The sequence below is a fragment of the Streptomyces sp. NPDC028722 genome, assembly GCF_040637655.1.
Taxonomy (GTDB): Bacteria; Actinomycetota; Actinomycetes; order Streptomycetales; family Streptomycetaceae; genus Streptomyces.
The window spans coordinates 145,887-158,845 of sequence record NZ_JBEZWU010000003.1 but is presented as its reverse complement, the minus strand read 5'-3'; the positions used below and the strand labels follow the sequence as shown (position 1 = coordinate 158,845).

At 74.0% G+C, this 12,959-nt stretch carries 11 protein-coding genes; 7 read left to right on the top strand and 4 right to left on the bottom strand.

Translation table 11 applies throughout. The features are described 5' to 3' along the window. Positions 1-1,044 carry an energy-coupling factor ABC transporter permease gene (locus tag AB0F03_RS05940; RefSeq protein WP_361986954.1) on the bottom strand — a complete coding sequence of 348 codons (1,044 nt, stop codon included), beginning with the start codon at positions 1,042-1,044 and terminating at the stop codon, positions 1-3. Between the two features lie 149 nt (positions 1,045-1,193). Here AB0F03_RS05940 and AB0F03_RS05935 point away from each other — a divergent pair, with 149 nt between their 5' ends. Then, positions 1,194-1,532 carry an SsgA family sporulation/cell division regulator gene (locus AB0F03_RS05935; protein WP_361986952.1) on the top strand — a complete coding sequence of 113 codons (339 nt, stop codon included), beginning with the start codon at positions 1,194-1,196 and terminating at the stop codon, positions 1,530-1,532. Between the two features lie 54 nt (positions 1,533-1,586). On the opposite strand, the gene AB0F03_RS05930 is transcribed toward AB0F03_RS05935, so the two are convergent. The 3 genes from AB0F03_RS05930 to AB0F03_RS05920 form a co-directional block, all read right to left on the bottom strand. After that, complete coding sequence (locus AB0F03_RS05930) at positions 1,587-3,254, bottom strand: penicillin-binding transpeptidase domain-containing protein (protein WP_361986951.1); 1,668 nt, start codon at positions 3,252-3,254, stop codon at positions 1,587-1,589. 96 nt (positions 3,255-3,350) lie between these two features. Next, on the bottom strand, positions 3,351-4,979 hold the full coding sequence (locus AB0F03_RS05925; RefSeq protein ID WP_361986949.1) for a penicillin-binding transpeptidase domain-containing protein: 1,629 nt from the start codon (positions 4,977-4,979) through the stop codon (positions 3,351-3,353). 131 nt (positions 4,980-5,110) lie between these two features. Continuing rightward, on the bottom strand, positions 5,111-6,868 hold the full coding sequence (locus AB0F03_RS05920) for a phospholipid carrier-dependent glycosyltransferase (RefSeq protein ID WP_361986947.1): 1,758 nt from the start codon (positions 6,866-6,868) through the stop codon (positions 5,111-5,113). Positions 6,869-6,993: 125 nt separating this feature from the next. On the opposite strand from AB0F03_RS05920, the gene rsmI reads away from it, so the two are divergent. From rsmI to AB0F03_RS05890, 6 genes are all read left to right on the top strand, one after another. Beyond that, complete coding sequence (gene rsmI, locus AB0F03_RS05915; RefSeq protein ID WP_361986945.1) at positions 6,994-7,842, top strand: 16S rRNA (cytidine(1402)-2'-O)-methyltransferase; 849 nt, start codon at positions 6,994-6,996, stop codon at positions 7,840-7,842. Between the two features lie 191 nt (positions 7,843-8,033). Then, the gene (locus tag AB0F03_RS05910) at positions 8,034-8,447 is read left to right on the top strand and encodes a hypothetical protein (protein WP_361986944.1); all 414 of its coding nucleotides are present in this window, start codon (positions 8,034-8,036) and stop codon (positions 8,445-8,447) included. A gap of 47 nt (positions 8,448-8,494) precedes the next feature. Continuing rightward, positions 8,495-9,391 carry a TatD family hydrolase gene (locus AB0F03_RS05905; protein WP_361986942.1) on the top strand — a complete coding sequence of 299 codons (897 nt, stop codon included), beginning with the start codon at positions 8,495-8,497 and terminating at the stop codon, positions 9,389-9,391. A gap of 113 nt (positions 9,392-9,504) precedes the next feature. Continuing rightward, positions 9,505-10,905, top strand: coding sequence for a ubiquitin-like domain-containing protein (locus AB0F03_RS05900; protein ID WP_361986940.1), 1,401 nt, complete (start codon positions 9,505-9,507; stop codon positions 10,903-10,905). A gap of 73 nt (positions 10,906-10,978) precedes the next feature. Next, on the top strand, positions 10,979-11,866 hold the full coding sequence (gene rsmA, locus AB0F03_RS05895) for a 16S rRNA (adenine(1518)-N(6)/adenine(1519)-N(6))-dimethyltransferase RsmA (protein WP_356817605.1): 888 nt from the start codon (positions 10,979-10,981) through the stop codon (positions 11,864-11,866). A 184-nt stretch (positions 11,867-12,050) separates the two neighbouring features. Next, the gene (locus AB0F03_RS05890) at positions 12,051-12,944 is read left to right on the top strand and encodes a 4-(cytidine 5'-diphospho)-2-C-methyl-D-erythritol kinase (RefSeq protein ID WP_361986938.1); all 894 of its coding nucleotides are present in this window, start codon (positions 12,051-12,053) and stop codon (positions 12,942-12,944) included. The last annotated feature ends 15 nt before the right edge of the window (positions 12,945-12,959 follow it).

The window sequence follows — 12,959 nt, the reverse complement described above, 5'->3', positions numbered from 1 at the left end:
TCAGACGACCGTGTTCGCGGGGGAGACGTCGTCGGTGCGCCGCCTGCGCACCACCCAGAACACCGCGCTGCCCGCGACGACGGTGACGCCGACGCCGATGACGCCCGCGAGGCCGCCGGACAGCCGGGAGTCGCTGACGTCCTTGACGCCGTAGCCGGCGAGCGGCGAGCCGGACGCGGTGTGCTTCTGCGCCTTCCGGTCGATCCCCTTGTCGTGCGCGACCTTCTCCAGGCCGTCGGGGCTGGCGGAGGCGTAGAAGCTGACGAAGCCGGCGAGGACGAGGGAGGTGACGAGGCCGGTCACCCACAGCGTGCGCCGCGAGGTGCGCGCCGCCACGGGCGCAGCGGGAGCCGGCGCGTCCACGAGCACGCCGTCCACGCGCAGCCGGAGCCGCTGGTGCAGGCCGCGCGCGCCGTGCACCAGGTCGGGCCGTACGGCGATGACGGCGCCGACGGTCAGCGCGGTGATGACCGCCTCACCGATGCCGATCAGCACGTGGACGCCGATCATGGCGGTCGCGACCTTGGTGAGGGACACGTCGGTGGTGCCGCCGACCGCGTAGATCAGGGTGAAGGCGACCGCGGCGGCCGGCACGGACACCAGCGCGGCGACGAAGGAGGCGACGGTCACCGAGCGCCGCTTGCGGGGCAGCACGGCGAGCAGGCCGCGGAAGACGGCGTAGGACACGACGGTGGTGACGATCGCCATGTCGGTGATGTTGACCCCGAGCGCGGTCAGCCCGCCGTCGGCGAACAGCACGCCCTGCATGAGCAGCACCACCGACACGCACAGCACGGCGGTGTACGGGCCGACGAGTATCGCGGCGAGGGCGCCGCCCAGCAGATGGCCGCTGGTGCCACCGGCGACGGGGAAGTTGAGCATCTGTACGGCGAAGATGAACGCCGCCACGAGACCCGCGAGCGGTGCCGTCCGCTCGTCGAGTTCGCGGCGGGCGCCGCGCAGGCTCACCGCGAGGGCGCCGGCGGCGACCACAGCGGTGACCGCGGAGGTGGGGGCGTCGATGAATCCGTCAGGTACGTGCACCGTACGATTTTAGGCCCTTGTTGCGAACGCTTTGCAAGAGAGACTCGGTCTCGTCTCTCGTCGGGGCGAAATCCGGAAAGTGTGCGACGCTGGATAGAAAGCGGATGCACAGCTTTCGCATACGTCACGATGCGTGAGAGGGCGGTCCGATGTCGGTAGTCGAACAGTACGCGCGCGCCCATATCGTCACGGACGAGGAGGACCCGGGGGCCGTACCCGTCATGCTGCGCTACGACCCCGACGGCGACCCCCGCTCCGTCCGCGTCGGCCTTCCCGGACCGCACGAGTGGACCTTCTCCCGCGCCCTCCTCGAACAGGGGCTGCGGACGCCGGCCGAGAGCGGCGACGTCCGGGTCTGGCCCTGCGGACGCGTCCAGGCCATCGTCGAGTTCCACACCGACCACGGCGTCGAAGTGGTGCAGTTCGAGTCCAAGACCCTGATCAGGTTCCTGCGCCGGACGTACAGCGCCGAGCCCGTACGGGTCTGACCGGCCGAGGCCCGCACGAGTCCGACCGGCCGAGCCCGTACCGATCCGGCCGGCTCAGCGGCCCGTGCGCAGCAGCGTCGCCACGATCGGGCCGGCCGTGTCGCCGCCGTGCCCGCCCGCCTGGACCACGCCCGCGGCGGCGAGGTCGCCCCGGTAGGCGGTGAACCAGCCGTTGGGCTTCTTCTGCCCGTCGACCTCCGCCGAGCCGGTCTTCGCGCCGAAGTCCGGGCCGAGCCCCGACATCGCCTCGGCGGCGGTGCCGGAGGCGGCCGTGTACCGCATCAGCTCGCGCAACTGGGACAGCGTCCCGGCGGACAGCCGGCGGGACGCGGTGGCCGGCGTGCGGTGGTCCACGGCCGGGGACACCAGGTAGGGCTGGTGGAAGGTGCCCGACCTGACCGTGGCGGCGACCGAGGCCATGTTCAGCGGGTTCATGCGCACCCCGCCCTGCCCGATCAGCGAGGCCGCCATCTGGGCCGCCGACTGCACCGGCACCGAGCCGTCGAAGGTGGGCACGCCTATCTGCCAGTTGTTCATGGACAGGCCGAAGACCTGCTGGGCCTGCCGGGTCAGGTCGTCGTTCTTCAGCTTCTTCGCCTGGCTGACGAAGGCGGTGTTGCAGGAGCGGGCGAAGCTCGCCTTGAATGTGCCGCCCTTGATCTGGAAGTCGTCGTCGTTGTGGAACTTCCAGCCGCCGTAGGTGACCGTCTTCGGACAGGGATGCGTCCGGTCCGCGGCGGCCAGCCCCTTGTCGATCAGCAGCGAGGACGTGATGATCTTCATCGTGGAGCCGGGCGCGAGGGCGCCCTGGAAGGCGGTGTTGAAGCCGTGGCCGCTGTTGGCGACCGCGAGGATCTCACCGGTCGAGGGCCGCAGGACGACCACCGAGGCACGCGCGCGCCGGGCCACCTGCCGCTCGGCCACCGCCTGGAGCGCCGGGCTGAGCGTCGTGCGCACCGTGCCCGGAGTGCCCCGGCTCAGCTCCACCAGCGTCCTGTCGGACAGCTCGGCCGCCCGGGACGCCTTGCCGCGCACCACGCGCAGCTCGACGCCCGCGGTGCCGCCCGCCTTCTTGCCGTACTTCTCCCGCAGGCCGTCCAGCACCGTGCCCAGCGACGGGTAGCGGGCGGCCGTCACCTCGCCGCCGTCGCGGTCGAGCGCCTTGACGGGCGGGGTGCCGGACGCGCCGGTGACGAGCGTGTCGCCGTCCTTCAGGTCGGGGTGGACCACGGAGGCGTGCCAGTCGACCAGCGGCCTGCCGTCGCTCGCCCGGCGCACGACGGTGAGCGAACTGCCGTAGGACAGCGGTTTGCTGAGGTGGTGGTAGGCCACCGTCGCCCTGACGGAGAACGGCACCGCGGCGCCCTTCGCCGGGCCGGGGGTGAGCGTGACGTCCTTCAGGTGGGCGTCCTTGCCGTAGCCGGTGAGCAGCCTGCGCGCGGCGGACGGGTCGTCGGTGGCGGCGGCGGCCTCGGAGATCCGGCCCCGGTGCCAGGCGGTGAGGAAGCGGGTGGTGGCCGTGCGTATCTCGGTGGCGGTGAGCGGGCCGGCCGGTACGGGCTTGTGGCCGGCCGTGGCGGCGGGCCGCTCGTCGGCCGCGGCCCCGCCGCCGTAGAGCGCCCAGGCGCCGAGTCCGGCGCCGCCGACCACCACGGCGATCATCCCGCCGAGTACGGCCGGACGGGTCTTCCGTCCCTCGGCGACACGCCTTCTCTTGCCCACAGCCCCAGTTCCTCCGCGCCTTCCGCAGGCTGCCCGCAGCCTTCACACATCCCAACGACCGCATTCACCTTAGAGTCCCCGTTTTCGCGGGTGACATCAGCCGGCGTTCCGTAGCACGCTTGCGACAATCGGCCCGGCCGCGTCGATGCCGTGGCCGCCGTCCTCCACCATCGCCGCCGCGGCCACGTCGTCGCGGTATCCGGCGAACCAGCTGTCCGGCCTGGTCTCCCCGTCGACCTCCGCCGAACCCGTCTTCGCGCCCACGTTCCCGCTCAACCCGGCCATCACGCCCGCCGCGGTACCGCTGCGCGCGGTGCGGTTCATCATGGCGCGCAGCTGCGCGACCGTGCGCGGCGGCAGCCCACGCGCGCGTGCCGGTTCGCGGCCGTCCAGGGAGAGCGGCACGAGCACCGGCTGCCGGAAGGTGCCGGTCATCGCGGTCGCCGTCACGGAGGCCATGTTCAGCGGACTCATCTGGACCTGGCCCTGGCCGATCAGCCCGGCCGCCTTGTCGGAGCCGCCGGCGGCGGGTACCCGGCCGTCGAAGGAGGGCACGCCGATCTGCCAGTTGTCCCGCCCGAGCCCGAACCGCTCCTCGGCCTCCCGGGTGAGGGTGTCCGGCTTCACCTCGTCCGCGAACTTCACGAACGCCGTGTTGCAGGAGCGGGCGAAGCTCTCGGAGAGGGTGGCGTGGTCGTCCGGCGCCAGGCCCTTGAGGTTGCGGAAGGTCTGGCTCATCGAGACGGCGGACGGCGGGCAGGGGGCCGGGCCGTTCGCGGTGGTCGTGCCGGTGTCGATGAGGGCCGCCGCGCTGATGATCTTCATGGTGGAGCCCGGCGCGCGTTCGCCGAGCAGGGCCGCGCTGAAGCCGTCGTTGCGGTGGTCGGCGACGGCCAGGATCTCGCCGGTGCTCGCCTCGACGGCCACGACGGAGGCGTCCGGGTACTTCCCCACGGCCTTCTCGGCCGCCGTCTGCGCCCGCGCGCTGAACGTCGTACGGAGCCGGCCCGGCCTGCCCTTGACCAGGGTGAGCAGCGGCGTGTCGGCCCGGTCCGCGCCGTCCGCGCCCGCGTGACGGATGGCCAGCTCCACACCGGCCCGGCCGCCCGCCCTGTCGCCGTACCGCTTGCGCAGCTCGTCCAGCACGGGGCTGAGGGAAGGGTACTTCTGCTTCGTCAGGACACCGTTGTCGCGGTCCACGGCCTCGATCGGCGGGGCCGCCGACTCGCCGGTCACGAGCGTGTCCCCCTTGCGCAGCCGGGGATGCACCACGGACGGCTGCCAGTCGACCAGCGGGCGGTGCGAGGTCTCCCCGCGGACGACGGTCAGCCTGCTGCGGTAGGTGAGCGGTCGCGACCTGCCGCCGTACGACACCGCGGCCGTGACCGTGAACGGCACGGTCCGGCCGGCGGTCGTGCCGGGGGTGACGCGCACCTCGGTGATGTGCGCGTCACCGCTGTAGGCCGTCAGCAACTGCCGGGCCGCCTCCGGGAAGGTCGTGTACGAGGCGGCGGTCGCCGCGTCGCCCTTCTCCCAGGCGGCGAAGAACCGCGCGGTCGCCTCCTTGACCTCGGCGGCGTCGGGCGGCCCGGTCCTCACCGCCACGGCACCGCCGCCCCCGTCGCCGTCCAGAGCGGTCAGCAGGCTGTAGGCCCCGTAACCGCCACCGCCCAGCACCACCGCGCACACGCCGCCTATGACCCCGGCCTTGACTCCCCTGCGCACCGCGCGCTCCTCCCCGTGTCCCCGTCGGGCCCCTGCCGCGCCCGGTTTCCTGAACGCGTTCAAAAACAGGTTGCCGGAGGCACTCTATGCGGCGGGGAAGCCTCCGCAACGGATCGTGTCAGAACCGTGACTCAGACCCACGTGTCCAGCCACATCCGCGACCGCCAGGAGTCGAGGGGGATCGCCGTGCCCGTGTACAGGGGCCAGAAGTAGATGAAGTTCCAGGCGATCAGCAGGACCAGGACGCCCGCCGCCGACGCGCCGATCACGCGGCGGGTGTCGGTCGAGCCCGGTGGGCCGATCACCGCGCCGGTCATCATGGCCACCGCCAGGCACAGGAAGGGCAGGAAGACGACCGCGTAGAAGAGGAAGATCGTGCGCTCCTGGTACAGGAACCAGGGGAGGTAGCCCGCCGCGATGCCGCAGGCGATGGCGCCGGCCCGCCAGTCCCGGCGGAACGCCCACCGCCACAGGACGTAGGCGAGCGCGAAGCAGCCCGCCCACCACAGCAGGGGCGTGCCGAGCGCGAGGACCTCGCGGGCGCACTTCTGGCCCGCGTCCACGGGGCAGCCGTCGGCGCCGGGGGAGGGGGACTCGTAGAAGTACGACACCGGGCGGCCCAGCACGATCCAGCTCCACGGGTTGGACTGGTACGTGTGCGGCTGCGACAGGTGCAGGTGGAACTCGTACACCTCGTGCTCGTAGTGCCACAGGCTGCGCAGCCAGTCCGGCAGGAAGGACCAGGTGCCGCCCCTGCCCTCGGTGGCCGCCCAGTTGCGGTAGTAGCCGCCGGTGCCGTCGGTCGCGGAGAGGATCCAGCCCGTCCAGGAGGCCACGTAGACGACGAGGGCCACCGGGACGGTCGCCACGAAGGCGAGGCCGGTGTCGTACTTGAGGACGGCGGCGTACGGGCGTCGGGCGCCCGCCACCCTGCGGGTGCCGACGTCCCACAGGACGGTCATCACACAGAACGCGGCCAGCACGTACAGGCCGTTCCACTTGGTGCCGACGGCCAGGCCCAGCATCAGCCCGGCGGCCCAGCGCCAGGGCCGCAGACCGAAGCGGAAGGTGTCGGCGACGTGCCCGTCGGGGCGGACCCGGCCGTCCGGGTCCACGGGCAGCGCGGCGGCCAGCCGTTCCCGGGCCCGGTCCCGGTCGATGACGAGGCAGCCGAACGCGGCCACCACGAAGAACATCAGCACCCCGTCGAGCAGCGAGGTCCGGCTCATCACGAAGTGCAGCCCGTCCACCGCCATCAGCGCGCCCGCGAGGCAGCCCAGGAACGTCGAGCGGAACATCCGGCGCCCGATCCGGCACAGCAGCAGCACGCTCAGCGTCCCCAGCAGTGCCGTCATGAACCGCCAGCCGAACGGGTCGAACCCGAACACCAGCTCGCCCAGCCCGATGACGTACTTGCCGACCGGCGGATGCACGACGTACGACGGATCCGTCGGGAGCCCGATCCGGTCGTGCTGTTGCAGCACCAGGTCGTTGGCGGTCTTGCCGTACTTGTCCCAGCTGACCTCGAAACCGCGGTGGACGATCGCCCAGGCGTCCTTCGCGTAGTACGTCTCGTCGAATATCACCTGATCCGGCCGGCCCAGGTTCCAGAACCGCATCAGGCCCGCCATCAAGGTCACCAGCAGCGGCCCGCCCCAGCCCGACCAGCGGGTGATCCGGTCGGCCAGGACCGGCGGCACGCCGAACACCCGCCACAGCCGGGGGCCCGGCCCGGCGTACGGCGGCACCAGCCGGTCGCGTACGTCGCCCGTGGGCGCGTCCGCGGGCGGCGCGTACCCGAAGCGGCGCAGCCGCTGCTGCCACGACGGCCGCCGGTCGTGCGGCGCCTGCCCCTGCCGGAGGTCCATGGAGGACGCGGTACTGGTCACCGCGCCATCGTAGGGAACCGTGCTGTGGGAGTCCCGTGCAAGCGCGGTACCGGTCGGGACACGGTCGTGCTCCCCGGCCGCCGGGCGCCCGGAACCGGGCCCGCGACTCCTGGGAGGATGGGGGCGTGACTGGAACCCTTGTCCTCGCAGGTACCCCCATCGGCGACGTCGCGGACGCGCCGCCCCGGCTCGTCGCGGAACTGGCCGGCGCCGACGTCGTCGCCGCCGAGGACACCCGGCGGCTGCGCCGGCTCACCCAGGCGCTGGGCGTCACCCCCAAGGGCCGCGTGGTCTCCTACTTCGAGGGCAACGAGTCCGCCCGCACCCCCGAGCTGGTCGAGGATTTGCTCGGCGGGGCCCGCGTCCTGCTGGTGACCGACGCCGGCATGCCGTCGGTGTCCGACCCGGGGTACCGGCTGGTCGCCGCGGCCGTCGAGCGGGACATCCGGGTCACCGCCGTACCCGGTCCGTCCGCCGTGCTGACCGCGCTCGCCCTGTCCGGGCTGCCCGTCGACCGGTTCTGCTTCGAGGGCTTCCTGCCGCGCAAGGCCGGCGAGCGGCTGTCCCGGCTGCGCGAGGTCGCGGACGAACGGCGGACCCTCGTCTACTTCGAGGCCCCGCACCGGCTCGACGACACCCTCGCCGCGATGGCCGAGGTCTTCGGCGCCGGCCGGCGGGCCGCCGTCTGCCGCGAGCTGACCAAGACGTACGAGGAGGTGCGGCGCGGCCCGCTGGACGAGCTGGCGCGGTGGGCCGCGGAGGGCGTGCGCGGTGAGATCACCGTCGTGGTCGAGGGCGCCCCCGACACCGGGCCCGAGGAGGTCGGCCCCGCGGAGCTGGTCCGCCGGGTCCGGGACCGCGAGGAGGCGGGCGAGCCCCGCAAGGAGGCCATCGCGGCCGTCGCGGCGGAGGCGGGGCTGCCCAAGCGCGTGGTCTTCGACGCCGTGGTCGCCGCCAAGCGCGCCGGGGAATGAGCCGGTCCGCGCACTTCACGCCCCATAGGACGGCAAAGGGCTGACGGGCCAGGCAAAGCCCACGCGCCTCATCCGCGGTGCTTGGGCAAGCCCCGCCCAAATCGGCTCCAACACTCGGCAGACCCGATGCGTTCAGGCCGGTGGCGCAGTCCACTGGTCGCAAGGACGCACCCGTCCACAAGGGAGCTGGCATGAGTGAGAACGCGGGGCTGACCGGCCTCCACGGCACGGCCACGGCGGTCGTTCACGAGTCGTACTCGTTCGCCTGCATGCGCTGCGGGCACGGCTGGGAACAGTCGTACGAGATAGAGCACCACACGGACGCGCAGGGGGAGAAGTTCGTGCGGTACGTGGCCGACGGGCGGGTCGTGCCGTCGCCGCTGAGCCGGCCGGGCTGCCAGAACTGCGACGGCCACGTCGTACGGATCATGCGCGCGGGCCAGGTCTCCTCGGTGCGCAGCGCGGCCGAGCGGCAGCAGCACCAGGTGCCGCAGGCCGGTCCGGCCGAGGCGCCGCACATGCCCGGACAGGGGGCGCCGGCCGGGCAGCCGCACCACTGGCACCTGTCCGACCTCCTGCACCCGTTCCAGCGCAGGGCGAGCTGACCGGAGCAGCGGCCCGCACGGGGCCGCCCCTTTCGTAGGATCGGGGCATGCCTTCGAACACCGGCCGCGGCCCCACGGACGACCGCAACGCGGCACCACCGCTTCCGGCACCCCTCCAGGTGCCCGTCGCCGACTCGCACACCCATCTCGACATGCAGTCCGGCACCGTCGAGGAGGCTCTGGCGAAGGCCGCCTCGGTGGGGGTCACGACGGTCGTCCAGGTCGGCTGCGACATCAAGGGTTCGCAGTGGGCCGCCGAGACCGCGGCGGCGTTCGAGTCCGTCCACGCCACCGTCGCCCTCCACCCCAACGAGGCCCCGCGGATCGTCCACGGCGACCCCGACGGCTGGTCCCGGCAGGGCGCCCGCACCCCGGGCGGCGACGCGGCGCTGGACGAGGCCCTCGCCGAGATCGACCGGCTGGCCGGGCTGCCCCAGGTCAAGGGCGTCGGCGAGACCGGCCTGGACCACTTCCGCACCGGACCCGAGGGCAAGGCCGCGCAGGAGCGGTCGTTCCGCGCCCACATCGAGATCGCCAAGCGGCACGGCAAGACACTCGTCATCCACGACCGCGACGCCCACGCCGACGTCCTGCGCATCCTCAAGGAGGAGGGCGCCCCCGAGCGCACCGTCTTCCACTGCTACTCCGGCGACGCCGAGATGGCCGGGATCTGCGCCCGCGCGGGCTACTACATGTCCTTCGCAGGCAACGTCACCTTCAAGAACGCCCAGAACCTGCGGGACGCGCTCGCCGCCGCCCCGGCGGAGCTGGTCCTCGTGGAGACCGACGCCCCCTTCCTGACCCCGGCGCCGTACCGCGGACGGCCCAACGCGCCGTACCTCGTCCCGGTCACGGTCCGCGCCATGGCCGCCGTGCGTGGCACCGACGAGGACACGCTGGCGACGGCCCTGAGCGCGAACACCGCCCGTGCCTTCGGGTACTGAACCACCCGCCCGCCGCGACACACTGTAGTCGCGCCGCTTTGGAGAGTGACCGGCGCTCCGCTAGGTTCTGGGGGCCCGATCCGGACCCCTGTGGCCCTCTGGAGCGTGTCGGCGTGAGCACATCGCAGTACGAGACCCAAGAGGCGTACGGCCCCAGCGGCGCGCCGCCCGGCGCGCCCGGCGGCGCGTGGCCCGGCCCGCACGACGCGAAGACGGTGACGTACGGGGTCCCGGTCCCGGTCTACGGGGTCGCGTACGACGACACCTACCGGCCCGCGTACGAGACCCGGACGGCCCCGCCCCCGGCGGCGCCCACGCCCACCCTCACGCTCCCGCCGGCGCCGGTGGACGAGCCGGGCGCGCGCGCCGGAACGGACGGGCGGGCCACGCGCCGGCGCAGGGCCCGCTACACCGAGCGCCCCGACTCCGCCATGCGCCGCCTGCTGCCGCAGGCACTGGTCGTGGCCTTCCTGGCCGGCGGCACCACCGCCTTCGTCGCCGAGGACAAGGCCGTCGACCTGCGCGTCGACGGCCGACAGCGCGTCCTGCACACCTTCGCCGACGACGTGGGCGGCCTCCTCGCCGAGGAGGGCGTACGGGTGGGAGCGCACGACATGATCGCGCCCGCCCCCGGCACGGCCCTCCACAGCGGCGACGCGGTCGCGGTGCGGTACGGCCGCCCCGTCCGGCTCACCCTGGACGGCCGGCCACGCGAGGTGTGGACGACGGCGCACACGGTGGAGGGCGCGCTGGACGAGCTGGGGGTGCGCGCCGAGGGCGCCTACCTCTCGGCCTCCCGCTCTCGGCCCATCGGACGCACCGGGCTCGCCCTCGACGTGCGCACCGAGCGCGCCGTCACCGTCCTCGCGGACGGCCGGACCCGGACCGTCCGCACCAACGCGGCCACCGTCCGCGAGGCGGTCGAGGAGGCCGGGATCACGCTGCGCGGCCAGGACGCCCTCTCCGTCCTGCCGGACAGCTTCCCGCGCGACGGGCAGACGGTGACCGTGCTGCGGATCAGCGGCGTCCGGGAGGTCCGCGAGGAACAGATCGCGTTCGGCGTCCGGCGCGTGGAGGACCCCACCCTGTTCCGGGGCACCGAGGTCATCGCCCGGCCCGGCCGGCCCGGGCTGCGCCGGACGACGTATCTGCTGCGCACCGTCAACGGGGTGCGGGAGAGACCCCGCCGGGAGCGGACCGAGCTGGTGCGCGGGCCGCGCCCGCAGGTGGTGCGGGTGGGCACCAGGGCGCGGCCCGCCTCCGTGGCCGGCGCCGACCGCCTGAACTGGCACGGCCTCGCCGCCTGCGAGTCCGGCGGCCGGCCACACGCGGTCGACCCCTCGGGGACGTACGGCGGCCTGTACCAGTTCGACGCGCACACCTGGCACAGCCTCGGCGGCAACGGACGCCCGCAGGACGCACCGGCGGAGGAGCAGACGTACCGCGCGAAGAAGCTGTACCTGAACCGCGGCGCGACCCCCTGGCCGCACTGCGGAGCACGCCTGCACACGTAGGCGGCGGGGGCGGGCACGAGCGGGCACCGGGCGCCTGGTGAGAGGGCCGGTGCCGCCCCCGTACCCTTGTCCCGTGAGCAGCCCCCTCCCCGACGCCCTCCTCGGCCCGGCCGACATCCGTGAACTCGCCGCAGCACTCGGTGTCCGTCCCACCAAGCAGCGCGGCCAGAACTTCGTGATCGACGCCAACACGGTCCGCCGGATCGTCCGGACCGCCGGCGTCCGCCCCGACGACGTGGTCGTCGAGGTCGGCCCCGGGCTCGGCTCCCTCACCCTCGCCCTGCTGGAGGTCGCGGACCGCGTCACCGCCGTCGAGATCGACGACGTCCTGGCCGCCGCGCTGCCCGCCACCATCGCCACGCGCATGCCGGAGCGCGCCGACCGGTTCGCGCTGGTCCACTCCGACGCGATGCACGTCACCGGACTGCCCGGCCCCGCGCCGACGGCCCTGGTGGCGAACCTGCCGTACAACGTCGCCGTCCCCGTGCTGCTGCACATGCTCGACACCTTCCCGAGCATCGAGCGGACGCTGGTGATGGTGCAGTCCGAGGTCGCCGACCGGCTCGCCGCCGCGCCGGGCAACAAGGTGTACGGCGTGCCGTCCGTGAAGGCCAACTGGTACGCCGAGGTGAAGCGGGCCGGGGCCATCGGGCGCAACGTCTTCTGGCCCGCGCCGAACGTGGACAGCGGGCTGGTCTCCCTCGTCCGGCGGACCGAGCCGGTCCGGACGACCGCCGCCAAGGACCAGGTCTTCCGGGTGATCGACGCGGCCTTCGCCCAGCGCCGCAAGACGCTGCGGGCGGCGCTCGCCGGCTGGGCCGGGTCCGCGGCGGCGGCCGAGGCGGCCCTGGTCGCGGCCGGGGTGTCGCCGCAGGCCCGCGGGGAGGCCCTGACGGTGGAGGAGTTCGCCCGCATCGCCGAGCACCGCGACGCCGGGGACGCCGCCCGGCAGGCCGGTTAGCGCCCACGGCACCCGACGCCGGCGGCGCGCGGCGACCCCTCAGCCGCCGGCACCCTCGGCGACACCGGGCGGCCCCGGCACCGCCGCACCGCCCCGCGCCGCCCCGTACGGCCCGCACCGCCTACAGCCCGCACAGCCCGCACCGCCCCGTACAGCCTTCGTCCCTCAAGGAGCCCGGTCAGCAGTGAGCGTCACGGTCCGTGTCCCCGCCAAGGTCAACGTCCAGCTAGCGGTGGGCGCCGCCCGCCCCGACGGGTTCCACGACCTCGCCAACGTCTTCCTTGCCGTCGGCCTGTACGACGAGGTCACCGTCACCCCGGCCGACGAGCTGCGCGTCACCTGCGCCGGCCCGGACGCCGACCAGGTACCGCTGGACCGCACCAACCTCGCCGCGCGCGCGGCCCTCGCCCTCGCCGGGCGCCGGGGCATCGAACCGGCCGTGCACGTCCACATCGCCAAGGACATCCCGGTGGCCGGCGGCATGGCGGGCGGCAGCGCGGACGGCGCGGGCGCGCTGCTCGCCTGCGACGCCCTGTGGGGTACGGGCGCCTCCCGCACCGAGCTCCTCGACCTCTGCGCCGAACTCGGCAGCGATGTGCCGTTCAGCCTGGTCGGCGGCGCCGCCCTCGGCGTCGGGCGCGGCGAGCGGCTGACCGCCCTGGAGGTCGGCGGCACCTTCCACTGGGTGTTCGCGATGGCCGGGCGGGGCCTGTCCACGCCGGCGGTCTTCCGGGAGTTCGACCGGCTGGCACACGGCCGGGACATCCCCGCACCGGTCGCCTCCGCGGACCTCCTGGAGGCGCTCGCCAAGGGCGACCCGGCGGCGCTGGCGGCGGCCGTCTCCAACGACCTCCAGCCCGCGGCCCTGTCCCTGTTCCCCGGACTGGCCGACACCCTGGCCGCGGGCCGCGCGGCGGGCGCGCTCACCGCGCTGGTCTCGGGCTCCGGGCCCACGACCGCGTTCCTGGCGCGCGACACCGAGTCGGCGGAGCGGATCGCGCGGGCGCTGCGCGCCTCGGGAACGTGCCGGTCGGTACGGACGGCGGCGGGCCCCGTGCCGGGGGCGACCGTCCTCTGAATGAGGCTCGAAGGA